The following is a 19,413-nucleotide window of genomic DNA, read 5'->3' as shown; positions in this document are numbered from 1 at the left end:
CCATTTTGAATAAGCCGCTCACCCTCCTACATTCACGAAAGTTTATTACGACCAATGGCTACATTTTTCAAATTTATATCGACTATCAACAGGGCTGATAGGGCGTTTGCTTAACTTTGCACTATCATTGGCATAGAATATTGCGTCTTTATATATGGAGCGAAGTAACCTCTCGCCCAATCAAAAACACCGCCCCATAAGGGCGGATACAGGAAATGATGAGGGTTCTACCGTGCTAGAAGCATATCGTAAACACGTTGAAGAACGAGCCGAACTAGGCGTCCCACCCAAGCCACTTAACGCAGAGCAAATGGCAGGGTTGGTGGAGCTATTGAAAGCCCCCCCAGCCGGTGAGGAAGAAACGCTAGTAGACTTGTTGGAAAATCGCGTGCCCCCCGGCGTAGATGAAGCGGCATACGTTAAAGCCGGCTTCCTCACCGCCATCGTTAAAGGCGAAGCCCAATCCCCCCTGATCTCCAAGGAAAAAGCCGTTCAATTATTAGGCATGATGCAGGGTGGCTACAACATCTCCACACTGGTTGAACTGCTTGACGACGCCTCTCTAGGCCAGCTTGTCGCAGAACAACTGAAGTCTACGCTCCTGGTTTTCGATACTTTCCACGACATCAAAGAAAAAGCGGACGCAGGCAACGCCAACGCAAAAGCAGTCATGGACTCCTGGGCCAACGCTGAATGGTTCCTGCAAAAGCCTGAAGTGCCTAAGAGCATTGTTGCAACTGTTTTCAAAGTAACGGGCGAAACCAACACCGACGACCTTTCTCCTGCGCCTGACGCCTGGTCGCGCCCAGACATCCCTCTGCATGCCAAAGCGATGTACAAAATGCCTCGCGAAGGCATCACCAATGCCGAGCAGCAGATCGAAGAACTGAAGAAGAAAGGCCACGAAGTTGCTTTCGTCGGCGACGTAGTGGGCACAGGATCTTCTAGAAAGTCCGCCACCAACTCCGTACTTTGGTACATTGGCCGCGACATGCCGGGCGTACCCAACAAGCGTACTGGCGGCATCTGTATTGGCGGAAAAATCGCCCCCATCTTCTTCAACACTATGGAAGATGCCGGCGCTCTGCCTTTTGAATGCGACGTATCCCAAATGAACATGGGCGACGTAATCGAAATCCTGCCCTTCGAAGGCAAGGTCAAAAATCACGAAACCGGCGAAGTCATCGGCGAATTCGAATTGAAATCTGACGTTCTGCTGGACGAAGTTCGCGCAGGCGGACGCATCCCTCTGATTATCGGCCGCGGCCTGACCGACAAAGCTCGCGAAGCAATGGGCCTGGAGCCATCCAACGTATTCCGCCGCCCACAAGCCGCTAACGATTCTGGCAAAGGCTTCACTCTGGCCCAGAAAATGGTCGGAAAAGCCTGTGGCGTTGAAGGCGTACGCCCTGGTCAATACTGCGAACCTCGCATGACCACTGTCGGCTCTCAGGACACCACCGGCCCAATGACTCGCGATGAGCTGAAAGACTTGGCGTGCCTGGGCTTTTCCGCCGACTTGGTTATGCAGTCATTCTGTCACACCGCCGCTTATCCCAAGCCGGTTGACGTAGAAATGCAGCATTCTCTGCCAGACTTCATCATGAACCGCGGCGGCGTGGCGTTGCGTCCTGGCGACGGCATCATTCACAGCTGGCTGAACCGCATGCTACTGCCTGACACTGTCGGTACCGGCGGCGACTCTCACACCCGCTTCCCTATGGGCATCTCTTTCCCTGCTGGCTCAGGTCTGGTCGCTTTCGCCGCAGCTACTGGCGTTATGCCTTTGGATATGCCTGAATCAGTACTGGTTCGCTTCAAGGGCAAAATGCAGTCCGGCATTACCCTGCGCGACCTGGTTCACGCCATCCCTTATTACGCGATTCAGCAAGGCCTGCTGACCGTTGAAAAGAAAGGGAAGAAAAACATCTTCTCCGGTCGCGTACTGGAAATCGAAGGCCTGGAAAGTCTGACTGTCGAGCAAGCGTTTGAGCTTTCCGACGCGTCGGCGGAGCGCTCCGCTGCGGGCTGCACCATCACCCTGTCTGAAGATTCTGTCGCCGAATACCTGCGCTCTAACATTGTTATGCTGCGCTGGATGATCGCTGAAGGCTACGGAGACGTCCGCACCATCGAGCGCCGCGCCAAAGCCATGGAAGAATGGCTGGCCAACCCAAGCCTGATGCGCGGCGACTCCGACGCCGAATACGCAGCAGTTATCGAAATCGACATGGATGAAATCAAAGAGCCTATCGTTTGCTGCCCGAACGATCCAGACGACGCCAAGAAGCTGTCGGAAGTGGCGGGTGATAAAGTTGATGAAGTCTTCATCGGCTCTTGTATGACCAACATTGGCCATTTCCGCGCCGCCGGCAAACTGCTGGAGCAAAACAAAGACGCGCTGAAAACCCGATTCTGGATGTCTCCGCCCACCAAAATGGATCAGGCGCAGCTGATGGAAGAAGGTTACTACAACATTTACGGACGCAATGGCGTACGCACAGAAATGCCAGGCTGCTCACTCTGCATGGGCAACCAGGCTCGTGTAGCTCCCGGCGTAACCGTACTGTCTACATCCACTCGTAACTTCCCCAACCGTTTGGGCGACGGCGCCAATGTCTACCTGACCTCCGCAGAACTGGCGGCGGTCGGGGCAGTATTGGGCCGCCTCCCTTCCGTTGAAGAGTACATGGACTATGCGAAAAATATCGACAGCATGGCTGGCGACATTTACCGCTACCTGAACTTCGACAAGATGGATGCATACACCGAGAAAGCAGCTAACGCGAAAGCGGAAGCCTAAAACAAAACGCCCCGCAAATGCGGGGCGTTTTTTATTACTTACCATTCAAAGCTCAAGCATAGGGCTAACCAGCTAGCTTCGCCGTCAATCCCTGAGCAATTGCAGCCTGCACATCTTCCAACGACTGCTGCGCATCCACAACCAGAAAGCGCCCAGGGTCTTCAGTCACCCTCTTCATATAACCTTCCTGAACACGGGAATAAAACTCCAACTTCTCCTGCTCAAAACGATCCAAGGCTCCACGCTTTCTCGCCCTTGCCATCCCTGCCTCAGGATCAATACGCAATAGCAGAGTAAGATCCGGCTTGAAGTTCGCTTGAACAAGCTTTTCGAGATCGTGAATCATTTCCCAGGACAAACCACGCCCCCCACCCTGATAGGCATAGGTTGCATCGGTAAATCGGTCGCTCAACACATGCACACCCCGATCGATAGCAGGCCGAATCTTCTGTTCTAAGTGCTGAGCTCGCGCAGCAAACATGAGCAGTAGCTCAGCCGTAGACGAGACTGTTTCTTCACGAGGGCGCAACAGCAATTCTCTGACCTCCTCAGCCATCGGCGTACCGCCAGGCTCTCGAGTCATAATCACCTCCTCACCGCTTCCCTCCAATATAGAACGAATGAAGTTGAGGTTTGTGGTCTTACCCGCCCCCTCAATACCTTCAACGGTAATAAACAGCCCTTTCTTCAACGTTTACCCCATAAATTGTTTGAACTTAAACCAAATTTAGCACGCCCCGCATCAACTCTCGATTACTGCGTTGAGCGATAATCTTCTCTGCGACGCAGTTGGTACTTCCTAACTGCTTTTACATGCGCATCATGTGTTTTAGAAAACTCGTGCGTGCCGTCACCACGCGCCACAAAATAAAGATCCCCCGTCTTCTCGGGATGCAACGCTGCATGAATGGAGGCGCGCCCAGGCATAGCGATCGGCGTCGGCGGCAACCCCTTTATGACATAGGTATTGTAGGACGTCGCCTCGCGCAAATCCTTGCGACGCAGATTGCCTCCGTATTTATCGCCCATGCCGTAGATCACCGTGGGGTCTGTCTGCAGACGCATCCCTTTCTCCAGCCGCAAAGTAAACACCCCAGAGATACGTCCTCGCTCACTATCGACACTAGTTTCTTTTTCGACAATCGAAGCCAGTATCAGCGCTTCGTAGGGAGTCGCCGCCGCACTCCAGGCGCTCTTGCGAGACCATTCATCCTCCAGAATACGCACCATCCGACGATGAGCTGTAGTCAACAAATCGATATCGCGGGTCCCTTTCTTATAAAAATAGGTATCAGGAAACAGAAGACCTTCCGCATGCGGATAGTTCATACCCAACAACTTGGCGAGCTGAGCCGGATCTTGCGTATCGATGGTTTTTTCCAGTTTTGGATGATTTCCTAGCTCACGCAGCACATCCTTCAGATTCCAACCTTCAATAATGGTGAGCGCATAATTCAGAGTATTCCCGGAAGTCAGCAAAGCGAACAGCTCAATGGTATTTTTACCAGGCTCAAGCAGATACTCACCAGCCACTAGTTGCTTATCTTTTCGGCTAAGCCGACCGTACCAATAAAACCATTCCGCGCTTTCCAGCACACCCTGCTCAGCCATCCTGTCGGCGACTTTCCGCAAAGAATCGCCACGCTTGACTTCAATCGTGGTGGTGGCAACCACCGGCAGGGGCTGCAATAACAAATAACGCCCGTAATAGTATGCGCCGGCGACAACTGCTGATGAGAGAAGAAATACAGCAAGAAGGGTCTTGAGAACGAACTTTCTCAAGCTAAAACGGGATTTTTTGGTGGACTTTTTCTTGGAGTTCTTTGATGACACAGTCGATATTCAGTAATTTACCATCTAATTGATTAACCGGAATAACTCCCATCACACTATTGACCAAAGCCATCCCCTTGATTTTTTTCAATTCTGCCCGAGTAATATCCACCTCATCAATATGCAAACCCCACTCAGGAGCGCTATTAAGGATATATTGTCTCAGTACGCCCTTCACCCCCGATCGCGCCAATGTCGGCGTGAAGATTCGCCCCTCATCCCAGAGAAAGATATTCGTCCGAGTCCCTTCAACTAAACACCCAGAAGCATCAAACATCAATCCCTCGAACGCACGCCCATCCAGTTCAATAGACGCCAGCACTTGTTCAAGTCGATTAAGGTGCTTAAGCCCTGCGCATTCGCCATATTCCACAGCCTGCGACTTTAGAGTCCGCACACTGCCGCCAAGCGCTTGAATAGAAACCACATCCGGTGCAGCAAACAAGCCCAGTATCTCCACCGGACACTGCTTCTCGGGCAGCGCATACCCTCTACCGCCACCCCCTCGGGTCACGATAATCTTCAATATACACTTGCAGCTCATATCTTTATTCTCGGCAAGCAGCTCGTCCAATCGCGCCAGCAAAGAATTGCCGTTCACGACATAGGGTATTCGCAATAGCTCACACCCCATCCGCAAACGCGCCAAGTGCTCATTCCATAAAACGGGACGACCATCTACCACAAGAATAGTCTCAAAGAGACCATCCCCGTAGGCCAACCCTCGATCGGCGATCGATATATGATCCGCTTTTTCGCCGTTTAACAGATACATGCATCAACCCAAAAAAATCGCAAACCCTAAAAGCAAAAAACCGCCCGCAAGGTGTACCTGCGAGCGGTTCTTCGGCTTGGTCTGAGAAGGTTACTTCTTATTGATTAGCCAAGATGTAGTCGATGGCGTCTTGAACAGTTGTGATCTTCTCTGCTTCTTCGTCTGGGATTTCGGTCTCGAATTCTTCTTCAAGCGCCATTACCAGCTCTACAGTATCCAGAGAGTCAGCACCGAGATCTTCAACGAACTTGGAAGTCAGTTGAACGTCGCCTTCTTTAACTCCCAACTGCTCACAAACAATCTTCTTAACGCGCTCTTCGACAGTACTCATAATTTCCTCACTCTTATTTCATAACCAAGCACTTAATCGCGTGCTAGTCTAGTTGAACCCTATTTAATTAATCAAGCTAAAGTTCACGCACCGCATAGCGCGGCGGCACAAACTTAACCCATATACATGCCGCCATTTACATGGATGGTCTCACCGGTAATATAGCCGGCGGCGTCAGAAACCAAAAATGAAGCCACTTCAGCAATTTCAGATGGCTTACCAAGGCGCTGTAAAGGAATAGCGCTCAGCAAGGCCTCTTTCTGGGCTTCAGGCAATTCGCTGGTCATATCCGTCTCGATAAAACCAGGCGCAATCGCATTAACCGTTATCCCTCTGGCGCCAATTTCTTTTGCAAGAGAGCGAGTAAATCCTTCAATCCCCGCTTTGGCGGCGGCATAGTTAACCTGTCCCGCATTCCCCATTGAGGCGACCACGGAGCTAATGTTAATAATTCTCCCCCAACGCGCCTTCATCATGCTTTTCACTACCAGCTTGCTCATGCGAAAGACTGAACCCAAGTTGGTCTGAACCACCTGATCCCAGTCCTCATCTTTCATGCGCATGATCAAGGTATCCCGGGTAATGCCTGCATTATTAATCAACACAGCCGGAGCGCCAAATTCTTCCTCAATTGACTTGAGGCACTGAGCAATAGATTCATCTGAAGCCACGTCCAGCACTTTGCCCGCACCTTTTCCAATAGCGCTCAAGCGTTCTGTTATCGCCGCCGCGCCAGATTCAGAGGTGGCCGTACCAATTGTGATATAACCCGCTTTCGCCAACGAGTCCGCGATGGCGCTGCCGATACCTCTGGAAGCACCAGTCACCAAAGCTACTTTATCCATTATGGGAGTCCTTCTATAACGCGTTCCAGACTTCTGGGTCTGATAGCGATTGAATGGAAGCGGCGCGATCAATTTTCTTAACCAGGCCCGCCAAGACTTTGCCTGGACCGCACTCTACGTAGCTGTCCACGCCTTTCTCACTCATATGCTGAACGCTCTGCGTCCACAAAACAGGAGAAAATAATTGTTTAATCAGATTGTCTTTGAGTTCAGCAAGATCATCGACCGACCTCGCTCCTACATTCTGGACAATAGGTATAGACGGCTTGTTAAATACCATAGAGCCAATATGCTCCGCCAATTGCTCCGCCGCCGGCTTCATCAACGCACAATGGGACGGCACGCTTACAGCCAACTTCAAAGCACGCTTCGCACCTTTCTCCTTAAGCGCCACAATAGCCCTTTCCACAGCAGACTCCGCTCCTGCTATAACCACTTGCCCTGGGCAGTTGAAATTCACAGCCTCAACACACTCTCCAGCCGCCGCTTCGCGACAACCGTCAATCACGGCTTGGTCATCCAACCCCAAAATAGCCGCCATCGCCGTCGCCTGCCCTTCGACAGACTTCTGCATAAGCCGTCCACGCAATTGAACCAGCTTCACACCCTCTTGCAGCCCGATGGCGCCAGAGGCGACCAAGGCGCTATACTCACCAAGACTGTGACCCGCCATAAAAGCAACAGAAGGATTCACTTTCCGCTGATATAGTCGCCATAGAGCTACACTAGCGGCCAGGATAGCCGGTTGCGTAATTTCGGTTTTATTGAGTTGATCTTCGGGTCCGTTTTGAGTCAAAGACCAGAGGTCATAACCCAAGACGTCGGACGCCTCCTGAAATGTTTCGGCAATTGATGGAAACGCTTGATTGAGATCAGATAACATCCCAATGCTTTGCGACCCTTGCCCTGGAAATAAGATAGCAGTGTTCATCGGCTTAGAATACTCAAATACAGTTAAACGGGGTAATTAGATCAAAGTTGTATTACAACTTGCATCAGAGCGTCATATAAGCTCGTCAAGACGGGCGTTTATCATCTCGGGCACACCTTTCTGCGCCTCAAAAATAGCCTGCTCCAGCGCACTAAGGAACCCTATCTCCCGCGCATTGCCATGACTTTTAATCACAGTCGCCTGAAGCCCAATTAGACTTGCACCGTTATGACGAGAGGGATCCACTAAATCGCGAAGTTTGCGCAACATTGGCAACGCCGCATACCCAATCAAACGACTGTACCAGTTACGACTAAATACGCTTTTGACCATACCGATCATCAGCTCCACCACCCCTTCGCCAGCCTTCAGAGCGACATTACCGACAAAACCATCACACACCACCACATCAGCAATGGTTTTAAATATATCCCCGCCTTCTACGTAGCCAATGTAGTTAACCGACTCACACTCCGCCAGCATACGGGAAGCCAACCGCACCTGCTCATTCCCCTTGATTTCCTCTTCTCCCACATTCAGAAGCGCCACCCTTGGCTCTGGCTTGCCTTCCAGCGCCTCAACCAAAGCAGACCCCATAAGAGCGAACTGATATAAATGCTCAGCCGTACAATCAACATTGGCGCCCAAATCCAATACATAGCAGCGATTTTTAGGCGACGGAATGCGTTTCACAATAGCGGGGCGATCCACCCCTGGATGCGTTTTCAGAATCGATCTGGCCAACAACATCAGGGCCCCAGTATTACCCGCGCTCACACAGGCATGAGCAGCCTTTTGTCGCACCAATGATAGCGCCACGGCCATAGAGGACTGCTGCTTTTTCCTAAGCGCATGACTGGGACGGTCATCCATTCGGACAACATCAGGAGCATGAACGATTGATATACGGGGAGAAGTAGGCTGATTGCGAAGCAGGCTTCTTAACTCAGCCTCATCGCCAACCAAAATCAAACTTACGAAGGGATTATTTTTGATGCATTTTAATGCAGCAGGAATCACGATGGAGGGACCGAAGTCCCCACTCATCGTATCGACCGCAACTGTTATATTGCGTTCCAAGACAGGGCTTCTTAGTCCTGAGAAACCTCAACCACTTTCTTGCCACGATAGAATCCGTCTGGAGTAACGTGGTGACGACGATGCTTCTCGCCAGTAGTCGGGTCGATGGACAACGCCGCTGAAGACAATGCATCATGTGAACGACGCATACCGCGACGTGAACGGGATTTACGATTCTGTTGAACAGCCATTGCAATTCTCCTGAGCTAGCTCTTTCGCTAAAACTAATAAAACAGGTCTACTTTTTTAACAGGTCGCCCAGCACCGAGAAAGGATTATCAGCCTTTGTCTCGAACGCCTGCCCCTTAATTTCGTTTAACTCACCGCTACAGTGCTCATCTTCATGATAAGCGAACATGGGCAAACTCAGCAGCAGCTCGTCTTCAATTGCCTGGAGCAGGTTAACCTCGCTCCCTTCCATAAGGACTGGCTCATAGGAACGCGGTAACTGATCTAATTCAGACTCGGAACCTAAAAAGGCGAAGGTAGTTTCACCGTTAATTTTCAGCCCAACTTCACCTAAACAGCGCTGGCAGGTTAGTCTCGCCAAAGTAGAATATGCGATATACGCCACTCTGGAACCCTGCTCATCACGCTTAAAACGAGCCGACGCTTCAACTTGATCACTATCAGTTGCGCCGCCCGCCAGCTGATCCGCGTATCTGGGGAGTTCTTTAGCCAAAATAATCCCTTCAAGCGTGAGTTCTTTCTCACACATCTTGTTGGGATCTACCAATTCCGGAATACCAGGCTTTTTCATAAGCGCGCAATTCTAGTGATGCGCCCAAACAAAGTCAAAGAGATGATTGCAAAATCACGGAATTAAAGCGATAAAAGAGCCGCAAAGCGATTATTCGCCCTGAACCACAAAGATTAAGCCCCAAAAATGACGAATAGAAACACACCTCCTTCTATTATATTAGGCTCAACTTCCCCTTACCGGGCCGCATTGTTACAAAAACTAAACCTGAGCTTCCAACAAGCCGCCCCGCCCTTTGACGAAAATACGACACCAGACAGCCGCCCCAAAGATATAGCCATCAACTTCGCAAAAGGAAAAGCAGAAAGCCTTCGCAAACAGTTTCCAGACCACCTAATAATTGGCTCCGATCAAACGGCCGCACTTGACGGACAGTTACTCAGGAAGCCAGGCGACAAAGCTAACGCTATTAAACAGCTAACCGCCTGCTCCGGCAAATCAGTGACCTTTTATAGCGGGATGGCGCTAATAAACACCAGACTCAACACCATAAGAACATGCGTCGATTGGCAAACCGTTTATTTCAGAGAATTATCTAAAGAGGAAATCGAGCGCTACCTTGAACTCGAAGAGCCTTACGACTGCGTCGGCAGCTTCAAAGTCGAAGGCCTAGGGATTAGCTTATTTGAAAAAATAGAAGGAAAGGACCCTAACACTCTCGTCGGCCTCCCCCTAATCGACCTTATCACTCTACTAAAAAAAGAAGGGTTACATATACCGTAACCCTTTCATTGCAGTGTTTACTACACCCCAACCAAAACGCTACTGAAGCTGAGGCCCTGAACCCAACACCGCCTGAGCCACTCCTTTACCGACACTTACACCGAGCTTTCCGAGCAGCTCATCAAATGGATTGCGCTTCGGCGTATAGTTAATAAGCTTTTCCGCTTTCACAACCTCTCTGGCAACATAACCAGAGCTGCCCAGACCATCAATCAAACCCAAGCCCAAAGCCTGCTCGCCACTCCACACCATTCCGGAGTATAGCAACGGATTATCTTTATGAATGCGATCGCCCCGCCCCTTCTCAACCTGTTCAATGAACTGCTTATGAGTTGTATTTAATACACCCTGCCACAGTTCGCGCTCATCCTCTTTTACCGGCACAAAGGGATCCAAGAATGACTTGTGCTCACCTGCAGTAAAGATTCGGCGCTCGACACCCAACTTATCCATCGCATCAACAAACCCAAAGCCGGAGGCTGTCACACCAATAGATCCTACAAGACTCGCTTTGTCAGCATAAATCTCATCCGCCGCGGCCGCGATGTAATAAGCCCCACTGGCGCCAATATCCATAATCACCGCATACACTTTCTTATCTGGATGCTCACCTTTCAGGCGCCCGATCTCATCATAAACATAACCCGACTGCACCGGACTTCCACCCGGGCTATTGATACGCAGGATAACCGCCTTTGCCGCATCCTCTTCGAACGCATCCCTTAAGGCCGACACGATGGCGTCAGCATTAGCCTCTTCAGTAGCAGCGATCACACCATTCACCTCAATGACAGCCGTATGAGGCTCCGTACGCGCGGCAACGTTTTTACCTACTCCTGGACTGATAGCGATCACAATGAAAAACAGATACAAAAAAGTCAGCGACTTAAAAAAGATACCCCAACGACGCGCTTTGCGCTGCTCATTGAGAGAGCTCATCACCATTTTTTCAATAAGACGCCATTCTTTTTGGTTTCCTGGTTGCCCAGTAGATTCGCGCATGACTTTATCTTCAGAATTTTCAAACATATTCGTTTTTACACACCTGCTAGCTTGGTCTTAACATCTATAGTCACAACTACAAGGCTATCACAGGAACAATTCCTGCAATTCAGCCACATTATTCGCGACCGCTACCGGCTGATATTTTTGCAACCGGGAAACTTGATGGGCGCCATGAGACATCGCCACACGATCCATACCCAATCGCATAGCCATTTCCATATCATATTCCGTATCCCCCACCATCACCGCTTCATGCGGCTGCAGCGAAAATTTTTCCAACAATTCCTGCAGCATAAGCGGGTCCGGCTTGGAACGAGTTTCGTCCGCACATCTGACAGCATCGAAGTAAGCACACATTTCCATTGCTTTGAGCGCCCTGTCCATTCCGCGCCGACTCTTGCCTGTTGCGATCGCAGTCAAATATCCAGCCTCACGCAAACCAACCAGCATATCGATAACGCCCGGATACAACCCGCTTCGAGTTATCTCAGCCAATAGAAATTGCGCCGAATACGCTTCTTTAAAGCTATCGACAAACAATTCATCCTCGATGCCAAATAACTCGATAATCGCCTCAGACAAACCAAGCCCGATTATATTCTTGGCCGCCTCTCTTCCTGGAAAAGGGGCCTGCATTTTATTACTAGCAGCCTCCAGACATTCCACAATATGAGAAGTGGAGTCAGCCAAGGTTCCATCCCAGTCAAATATCAACAACTTATACATATGATTCAGACTTCAGCTTCTCAGCACAGGAGAATGATCCTCATCCCACTCACATACAATTTTTTGCTCTGGGCGATCAGGCCAACTCAAGCGTAACGAATAGGCATGCAGACACAGCCTTTTAACACCCATATCCCGATAGACCTTATTCGTTTCCGAGTCGCAGTATTTGTCATCACCGATAATGGGATGTCCGGCAAATTTCGCATGCACTCGAATCTGATGCGTTCGACCCGTAATTGGCTGCGCTTCAACCAATGACCGCCCCGCCCCGGAATACAACACTCTAAAGCGCGTCTCACTGGCCTTGCCATCTTCACTTACACTCACCATCCGCTCGCCTGAGCGCAGAACGTTCTTTTTCAACGGAGCGGTTATCACTGACTTGTGCTTGGGCCATTTACCACACACCCATGCGTGATAGATTTTCTCAACCCTGCCCGCTTTCAACATACCATGAAACTGCACCAAGGCCCGGCGCTTTTTCGCCAACACCAAAACACCAGACGTATCACGATCAAGCCGATGAGCTAACTCTAGAAAACGCAAGTCCTGGCGCGCAGCGCGAAGTATTTCAATGACGCCGAAGCTAACGCCGCTTCCGCCGTGCACAGCGACGCCGCATGGCTTGTTTATGATAAGCAGTTCGTCGTTTTCAAACAGTGTCGACTGTGAAACCAATTCAATCAAGCCAGCAGGAATAGCAGGCTCCGAGTTATCGCTTTCCGACACTCGAATCGGAGGGATTCTGACCTGATCCCCATCTTTTAATTTGGTCTCGGGTTTGCATCGCCCTTTATTTATCCGCACTTCCCCCTTGCGAATTATTTTATATATCTTCCCTTTCGGCACGCCCTTCAGCTCCCGCACCAGGAAATTATCCAGACGTTGGCCATCAGACCCACTATCGATAGTAACAACTCGGGCGCCAACGCTGGCCCCGCCATCTAATTTAGTCACAAATATTTAACTCTGGCGTAAACCGCAAATATTCTTGGATAAAAACCGGACAAAACAAACGTGATTGAATGCCAGGGGTTTAACTGCTATATTTTCAAGGCGCTAACTCGGCGGAAAAAAGGTAGGCGATTTAGCATCCGAATAGCCGAGCGATGACATAACATCAAGCGCGAAGAGATTATACAGAGTTGAACACGGGTTATAAACCGAGCGTTGACTCCAAGCCTATATGCTGTAATCAGACTGGCAACCGATAAAACGGCGCCGAGAGACGCATATCCAGGCGGAACGAATTCCCGCGGTAGGGTCAATCACCTTCCCGCCCATCCTCTGATTATAAAAGAGGGTGGAAAACTAGTGACGACACGGCGCACGCATAGATAATGTACGGCTCGCACAATAGAGGCACAATCTGTAACTCTATGGTTGACCCGGATGATCCCATCCCATGGTCCACCAGCACACCTTCGCTGTGGCCTCACGCATCACCGTTCCGACTTGCTTAAGCGGTTTTTGGCGCCCACAGAACACTGAGTGGGACAAAAACATAAATGAAGCGAATGTTGATCAACGCTACTCAACCAGAAGAGTTGCGTGTAGCCCTCGTTGACGGACAAAAACTGTACGACCTGGACATTGAGTCCGGCACCCGCGAGCAAAAAAAATCCAATATCTACAAAGGCAAGATTACCCGCATAGAGCCCAGCCTTGAGGCCGCCTTCGTAGATTTCGGCGCAGAGCGCCACGGTTTCCTGCCCCTGAAAGAAATTTCCCGCGAATACTTCAAGAGTCAGCCGCAAAAAGGCGGCAAGATGAACATCAAGGATTTGCTGCAGGAAGGTCAGGAAATCATTATCCAGGTGGACAAAGAAGAGCGTGGCAACAAAGGCGCAGCACTCACGACCTTTATCAGCCTGGCTGGCCGCTATTTGGTGCTAATGCCAAACAACCCTCGTGCGGGCGGCATCTCTCGTCGTATTGAAGGCGATGAACGCGACCAATTGAAAGACGCCATGTCCGGCCTGACAGTTCCCAAAGACATGGGACTGATTATCCGCACTGCAGGAGTTGGTCGCTCCTCCAAGGAGCTGCAAAGAGACCTGGACTACCTGCTGCAATTCTGGGACTCCATTCGTCACGCATCGGATAGCAAGCCAGCTCCTTTCCTGATCTATCAGGAGAGCAATGTAGTTATCCGCGCCACTCGCGACTACTTACGTCAGGATATTGGCGAAGTTTTAATCGATCATCCACAAGTGCATCAGGACGCGCTTAACTTTGTAAAAGCGGTGATGCCGAACTTCGAAAACCGCATCAAGCTGTATCAGGATGATATCCCGCTATTCAATCGCTACCAGATTGAAAGCCAGATCGAGACCGCGTTCCAAAGGGAAGTAAAACTGCCATCTGGCGGCTCTATTGTTATCGACCCTACCGAAGCCCTGGTTTCTATCGACATCAACTCTGCTCGCGCCACCAAAGGCGGCGACATTGAGGAAACTGCGCTGCAAACCAATCTGGAAGCAGCGGACGAGATCGCCCGGCAACTACGCCTGCGCGACATTGGCGGCCTGATCGTTATCGACTTTATCGATATGACGCCCAACAAGAACCAGCGCGAGGTGGAGAACCGCCTGAAAGAAGCACTGGAGTTGGACCGCGCTCGCGTGCAAATCGGCAAAATTTCCCGCTTCGGCTTACTGGAAATGTCGCGCCAGCGTTTGCGCCCATCATTAGGCGAAACCCGCAACGAAATGTGCCCGCGCTGTAAAGGCCAGGGCTCAATTCGCGGAGTCGAGTCTCTTGCCCTATCCGTCATGCGCCTGATCGAAGAGGAAGCATTTAAAGAGCGTACGGCGGAAGTCCGCGCAATATGCCCTATCAGCGTCGCCACATACCTACTTAACGAAAAACGCGAGAACTTGGCCAAAACGCAAAAGCGTCATGGCGTAAAAGTGATTGTGGTGCCCAACTCGCATATGGACACCCCTCATTTCGAAGTTCAGCGCATCCGGGATGACAACGCCAATGTCAGCGAAATCAGCTACAACGTTAAGCCCGAGATGGAAGAGAAAAACCCGGTTGAAAGCCTGCTGCACAAAGAAATTGTACGCCAGGAAGCCGCGGTAAAAACTATTGTTCCAAGCTCAGCGCCTGCCGCCGCGCCAAGCGAAGAAATTGGCCTACTGAAACGTCTGCGACAGAAAGTGTCAAAAATGTTCTCCGGCGAGAAGAAGGACAGCGATCTCAAGATCACTGTTGCAGAGTCTCCGCAAGCGTCGCAAGACAAAGACGCTGGCCGCAGAAAAGTTAAAGTACGTGACCGCCAGGATGGCCAACGCGACAATCAACGCCAGGACAACCGTCAAGCCGAATCCCGAGATGGCGGACAGGATAATCGTCGCAGCAACCGTGGCCGCAATGACGACCGCAACCAGCGCCGCAACGAACGCAATGAGCGTAACGACGGACAGAAAGATAGACGTCAACGTGATCGCGACTCCAGCAAAGGCGACACTCCGCGTGAGCAAAGAGGCCGCAATGAATCAGCGAAAGCAGAGTCAGGCAGCCAGGAAAAGTCGGAGTTTAGTCGCCCGAGACGCGACCGCTCCTCCGGCAAGCCAGTTCCTCGCCCACAGCGCCAGGATAGACCTGAGCGCCAAGACAAGCCCGAAGCTCAGGAAAAAGTAGCCGAAGAGGCCGCAGAACGTCGCACTCCTGACGCAGCCGCCAACATCGCAGATGAGCCCGTAAAGTCTGAAATCGCTAAAGAGGTGTGGAACAAATCTGTAGAAGCTATCACTGAAGCAGAAACCACCGACAGCGCGCGCCCATCGCAGCCCAAAACGGAAGAAAAAGACGCAGCGCCTGCTCAGCAGTCAGCACAGCCCAGTGAAGCCGTCGAGCCTGGCAAAGCACCACAGGAACGCGCAGCAGAGCGGCCGGCGAAACAGCTCGATGCAGACACACGTCAACGCAAACACGATGTCGCCGAGGCCAAACAGCAGGACGCAAGCGAAGGCGAACAGGAAAAGCCTGCGCGCAAAGCCCGGGCGGATAACGATCCCCGCAATAAAACACGCAGACCCAAGCGTGATGCTGTAGAAGCAAAATCAGTGGAAGCGCCCAAAGAGAGCCAAGTAGAGAAGCCTGCCGCACGCGCAAAAGTAAGTGCGCCAAACGCAGACAGCCCCTCTGTGGAAACCAAGAGCAAGGAAGACAAAAAAGAGGAGCGCGCAGCTAAAGCGCCTGCTGTTGAGCAACCAAAGAAAGAGGCGCATACAGAGGCCAAGGACAAGCCAGACACGGCAACGGATAAAGGCGCAGAAAAAGCAGCTTCAGCACCAGCTGCTGAGAAGAAAGCTTCTGACAAGCCAGTTGCAGCTGCTGCGCAATCCGAAGAGGAGCCTAAGCGAGCCTTCAACGATCCTCGCGAGGTGCGCAAGCGCATACAGGCTCAGAAAACTCAAACCAGCAGCAACTCGACTAGTGCTTCCGCCCCTCAGCCAATGGCGGCCCCCAAAGCTCCCGAAGCGGCGACCATCGAATCCAAGGTGGAAGCGAAAGAGCCTGAGCAGCCTCCAAAAGCGCCAGTTCCAGTGGTGGAGAAAACTCGCGAGGAGGCCGAGCCTCCCAAGAGCGCTCCCAGCGCCCCAGAGGCGACTGTCGCTGACGTAAAGGCTGAAGACAAGCCTTCATCTCAGGACAGTAAGGCGTCACAAGCCTAAGCTGGCGCAACGACGCCGACGGCAGGCAACAGCGCCCGCCGTCGGCGTCTCGCTTTTTGCCCCCAGACTCAGACCGAGACACAGTGAAAACCGTTATAAACGGGGCGCTTATGTCAGTGCAAAATGCGGATATTAATACTTCACATTTTTGCTGTAGCATCCGCTATCGGCATAAATTAGACTGATTCAAAGCGTCCTCTAAGGAACCCGTCATGCAATCCGAAGCTTTTCCCTTTACCTCCCAGGAAATCGACCATCTTGAGTCACTGTTGTTCGACAACGACCAAGAAGAAGAAAACCTGGATCTATTTGGGATTCACGGTCTCTTGAGCGCATTTGCCGTTGGTCCGGCGGACGCGGACGTCAATGAGTGGCTACGCCTTATCCTCGACGGCTCCTGCCAGCTGGAAAGCCAAGAGCTTGAGGAAATCAAACAAGCCATTCTGAAGCTGTTCAAACACATCGAACAGCAACTTCACAGCGAGGAAAACGTCTCTGTACCAGAGGAAATTTTTGACGACGAGGACGCACTCGCCAACTGGTCTGCAGGATTTATTGAAGGCTTTCTGAGCAATGAAAAGCAGTGGTTTGAAGGCTACGACGAAGCCGCGGTAGCCTCGCTATTACTCCCGATGATGGCGCACTCTGAACTCTTCGAAGATGAAGACTTCGAGGATATCAAACACAATGACAAGCTGATGGCGGAGATGGCGGACCAGATCCCAGAAAATCTGACCGATCTCTACCTGCTCTATCACGCAAAGCAATAATCTTGTTTTTAGGCAGCCCTCAAACCTTAGTGAGGGCTGCCCTATCTCAGAAATCGAATCAGCAGTTCGTCTAGCTTCCCCATCAAATAGACCATCAACCGACTATACCAACCCATCTTATTCAGAGAGGCCAAGGTTACCGCCCTGCTCTTTCTACGACACTGTTCGAAAAAGCCCGCCACCTGAGTCGTAAATTCTGCATTCCATACTTCCTGATTCGCTTCCAAATTCCAACGATATGTCCAGTGATCAAGATTGAATGACCCGACTGAACACCAGTCGTCGCAGATATACACCTTGGCATGAATAAACGTCGGCTGATATTCAAACAACTCCACCCCAGCTCGCAACAAAGAACGATAATGGCGCCGCGCCGCGTAGGTCACCCCCGGGTGATCACTCGTCAGTCCCGGAACGATAATCTGCACCTTTACCCCTTGTCGCGCCGCCCAACGCAGAGCGCGCCTGACCCGCCAAGACGTAACAAAATAAGGCGTGATGATCCGCAAGCTTCCGTGTGAGCGCTTAATACGACGCAGTAATTCACGCACAATGTCCTGCTTTCGCCACCCCCAACCAAAGGCGGCGCGTCCAGCCATCTCTCCACCTTTAACTGCTGCACGACCCAGTGGGAGCACGATCTCACTGCTTTCACGCCAGATTTCCCGAAACCCCCTGTCCCAGTCCACCAACACAGGACCGGAGGTGGTCACCGCCACATCCAACCAAGCCGCCCTGTCTTCTTGACCAGTAGACTCAATAGTCTTTTCTGGCAAGGGCACACCAGGATCTGGAACTTGCGGGAAAAAGTCATCCGTAATTCCAAAGCCACCCACCAACGCAACCTCGCCATCCACTAACACCAGCTTGCGATGATCTCTATGGAAGTTTCGGGTCCAACGTCGATAATTTATGGGGTTGTATGCAGCGACATGAATATTCGACGGCAAGGCATGGGACAAAAAGAGATCGCGTAAGACAGGGCGGGAGCCGAAATCGTCCAGCAGTAAAAACACCTGCACACCACGCTTCGATGCATCTTCCAATAAGGCATATACCCATTGAAAGGCCCGCCCTCTCTCCACCAAATACATTTCAATAAATATGTAATGACGAGCGGAGGAAAGCGCCTTGTGCAGCGCATGCAAAATTTCAATGTGCCCGATACTGAAACTAAAAGCGTTGTCTCCGACAACCTTGCATCTATCCATGAGCGTTCATTTATTGTCGAGCGCGCAAGACGTCAATGAGACTGGGTAAAGACTGAGCCATTTTGGGAAATCGGCCCAATTGACGCCAAGGCATCATAGCGCCGTGATAGTCGCTACCAGCGGATTGCGCCAACCCAAGCTTTCCTGCCTCTTGCTGAATCCAGCCAAACTCGCCAGAGTTGATGTCGGGCACCGAGATCTCTACCGCATCTCCGCCACAGGCTTTAATTTCCGCCATTAGACGCCGCAGTTTCGTAGCCGTCATTTTGTATTTGAAAGGGTGCGCCAAGGAACTGTATCCCTTGCTACGCTTCACCGCAGTAAGAACCTCTTCCAGATCCGGCCAATACAACTTCACATCGCCAATTTTCCCTGCGCCCAAATACTTCTTGAAAGCCACATCAATGGATTCAACCGCCTCCATTTCCACCAACGCTTGAGCAAAGTGCGGGCGAGCTGGCACCCCACTTTCCGCAAAGGTCTCCGCCCTGGCGTACAACTCGCCAATTTTCAGCTTCTTCTCCAGCTTATCGGCGATCACTCTGGCGCGATCCAAACGACGCGTTTTCTGCTTTTCCAACAGCGCAGCGACTTCACTGCCTTCCAGATCAAAACCAAACGCCAACATATGTAACGTCATCCCTTGCCATAGGCATGAGAACTCCGTACCGGCAATCAACCTGATCCCTTGCTCCTTATCCAGTGACGCATTCATCAATGAACGCATCCCTTCCACTGTATCGTGATCAGTAATCGCTAAAGTTGTCAGCCCCCGGCTTGCAGCCAACTCCAACAGCTCTGCTGGACTTCGGGAGCCATCCGAAGCGGTGGTGTGACAGTGAAGATCGAAGTCATGATTGACAGTCTGCATAAATGGTTACAAAACCCTAAAGTACAACGCTAGTAGAAAATACAGTATCATCTCGTCTAAT

The 19,413-nt window shown here is 51.2% G+C and carries 18 protein-coding genes; 4 read left to right on the top strand and 14 right to left on the bottom strand.

What is annotated here, in order from left to right:
• Positions 1–232: 232 nt before the first annotated feature.
• A complete protein-coding gene (gene acnB, locus EUZ85_RS12730; protein ID WP_127969645.1) occupies positions 233–2,803 on the top strand; it encodes a bifunctional aconitate hydratase 2/2-methylisocitrate dehydratase in 2,571 nt (856 codons plus the stop codon).
• A gap of 64 nt (positions 2,804–2,867) precedes the next feature.
• Here the strand turns inward: acnB and tmk are convergent, their stop codons facing one another.
• The 9 genes from tmk to EUZ85_RS12685 form a co-directional block, all read right to left on the bottom strand.
• The gene (tmk, locus tag EUZ85_RS12725) at positions 2,868–3,494 is read right to left on the bottom strand and encodes a dTMP kinase (protein ID WP_127969644.1); all 627 of its coding nucleotides are present in this window, start codon (positions 3,492–3,494) and stop codon (positions 2,868–2,870) included.
• Positions 3,495–3,556: 62 nt separating this feature from the next.
• Positions 3,557–4,636, bottom strand: a complete 1,080-nt coding sequence (gene mltG / locus EUZ85_RS12720; RefSeq protein ID WP_241567021.1) for an endolytic transglycosylase MltG — start codon at positions 4,634–4,636, stop codon at positions 3,557–3,559.
• Positions 4,587–5,411: an aminodeoxychorismate lyase gene (pabC, locus tag EUZ85_RS12715; RefSeq protein WP_127969643.1), complete on the bottom strand. Its 825-nt coding sequence runs from the start codon at positions 5,409–5,411 to the stop codon at positions 4,587–4,589. The genes mltG and pabC overlap by 50 nt, the downstream gene beginning before the upstream one ends.
• Before the next feature lie 97 nt (positions 5,412–5,508).
• Positions 5,509–5,742 carry an acyl carrier protein gene (acpP, locus tag EUZ85_RS12710; RefSeq protein WP_011396045.1) on the bottom strand — a complete coding sequence of 78 codons (234 nt, stop codon included), beginning with the start codon at positions 5,740–5,742 and terminating at the stop codon, positions 5,509–5,511.
• A gap of 113 nt (positions 5,743–5,855) precedes the next feature.
• Positions 5,856–6,587, bottom strand: a complete 732-nt coding sequence (fabG, locus tag EUZ85_RS12705; protein ID WP_127969642.1) for a 3-oxoacyl-ACP reductase FabG — start codon at positions 6,585–6,587, stop codon at positions 5,856–5,858.
• 13 nt (positions 6,588–6,600) lie between these two features.
• Positions 6,601–7,518: an ACP S-malonyltransferase gene (gene fabD, locus EUZ85_RS12700; RefSeq protein WP_127969641.1), complete on the bottom strand. Its 918-nt coding sequence runs from the start codon at positions 7,516–7,518 to the stop codon at positions 6,601–6,603.
• A 72-nt stretch (positions 7,519–7,590) separates the two neighbouring features.
• On the bottom strand, positions 7,591–8,598 hold the full coding sequence (gene plsX, locus EUZ85_RS12695) for a phosphate acyltransferase PlsX (protein ID WP_127969640.1): 1,008 nt from the start codon (positions 8,596–8,598) through the stop codon (positions 7,591–7,593).
• An 11-nt stretch (positions 8,599–8,609) separates the two neighbouring features.
• Positions 8,610–8,789 (bottom strand): 50S ribosomal protein L32, encoded by a 180-nt coding sequence (rpmF, locus tag EUZ85_RS12690; protein WP_011396041.1) that lies wholly within the window; start codon positions 8,787–8,789, stop codon positions 8,610–8,612.
• Between the two features lie 47 nt (positions 8,790–8,836).
• A complete protein-coding gene (locus tag EUZ85_RS12685) occupies positions 8,837–9,358 on the bottom strand; it encodes a YceD family protein (protein ID WP_127969639.1) in 522 nt (173 codons plus the stop codon).
• A 126-nt stretch (positions 9,359–9,484) separates the two neighbouring features.
• Here EUZ85_RS12685 and EUZ85_RS12680 point away from each other — a divergent pair, with 126 nt between their 5' ends.
• A complete protein-coding gene (locus EUZ85_RS12680; RefSeq protein WP_127969638.1) occupies positions 9,485–10,081 on the top strand; it encodes a nucleoside triphosphate pyrophosphatase in 597 nt (198 codons plus the stop codon).
• A 39-nt stretch (positions 10,082–10,120) separates the two neighbouring features.
• On the opposite strand, the gene sppA is transcribed toward EUZ85_RS12680, so the two are convergent.
• Genes sppA through EUZ85_RS12665 form a run of 3 tightly spaced genes read right to left on the bottom strand, consistent with a single transcriptional unit; the run spans position 10,121 to position 12,772 of the window.
• The gene (sppA, locus tag EUZ85_RS12675) at positions 10,121–11,110 is read right to left on the bottom strand and encodes a signal peptide peptidase SppA (protein ID WP_127969637.1); all 990 of its coding nucleotides are present in this window, start codon (positions 11,108–11,110) and stop codon (positions 10,121–10,123) included.
• Between the two features lie 60 nt (positions 11,111–11,170).
• Entirely contained in the window at positions 11,171–11,812 is a 642-nt protein-coding gene (locus EUZ85_RS12670) for an HAD family hydrolase (protein WP_127969636.1), read from the bottom strand.
• Positions 11,813–11,824: 12 nt separating this feature from the next.
• Positions 11,825–12,772 (bottom strand): RluA family pseudouridine synthase, encoded by a 948-nt coding sequence (locus EUZ85_RS12665; protein WP_127969635.1) that lies wholly within the window; start codon positions 12,770–12,772, stop codon positions 11,825–11,827.
• A 551-nt stretch (positions 12,773–13,323) separates the two neighbouring features.
• Here EUZ85_RS12665 and rne point away from each other — a divergent pair.
• Positions 13,324–16,500: a ribonuclease E gene (gene rne / locus EUZ85_RS12660; RefSeq protein WP_127969634.1), complete on the top strand. Its 3,177-nt coding sequence runs from the start codon at positions 13,324–13,326 to the stop codon at positions 16,498–16,500.
• Between the two features lie 212 nt (positions 16,501–16,712).
• Complete coding sequence (locus EUZ85_RS12655; protein ID WP_127969633.1) at positions 16,713–17,270, top strand: YecA family protein; 558 nt, start codon at positions 16,713–16,715, stop codon at positions 17,268–17,270.
• Positions 17,271–17,311: 41 nt separating this feature from the next.
• Here EUZ85_RS12655 and EUZ85_RS12650 read toward each other — a convergent pair whose 3' ends face one another.
• Together EUZ85_RS12650 and EUZ85_RS12645 are read right to left on the bottom strand one after the other, a co-directional pair.
• The gene (locus tag EUZ85_RS12650) at positions 17,312–18,481 is read right to left on the bottom strand and encodes a phosphatidylserine/phosphatidylglycerophosphate/cardiolipin synthase family protein (RefSeq protein ID WP_127969632.1); all 1,170 of its coding nucleotides are present in this window, start codon (positions 18,479–18,481) and stop codon (positions 17,312–17,314) included.
• A gap of 10 nt (positions 18,482–18,491) precedes the next feature.
• A complete protein-coding gene (locus EUZ85_RS12645; RefSeq protein ID WP_127969631.1) occupies positions 18,492–19,352 on the bottom strand; it encodes a PHP domain-containing protein in 861 nt (286 codons plus the stop codon).
• Positions 19,353–19,413: the final 61 nt, after the last annotated feature.

This window comes from Hahella sp. KA22 (assembly GCF_004135205.1).
In the GTDB taxonomy this organism is placed as follows: Bacteria; Pseudomonadota; Gammaproteobacteria; order Pseudomonadales; family Oleiphilaceae; genus Hahella.
Note: the sequence above shows the minus strand (reverse complement) of the source record. Positions and strands in the feature narration are given on the sequence as shown.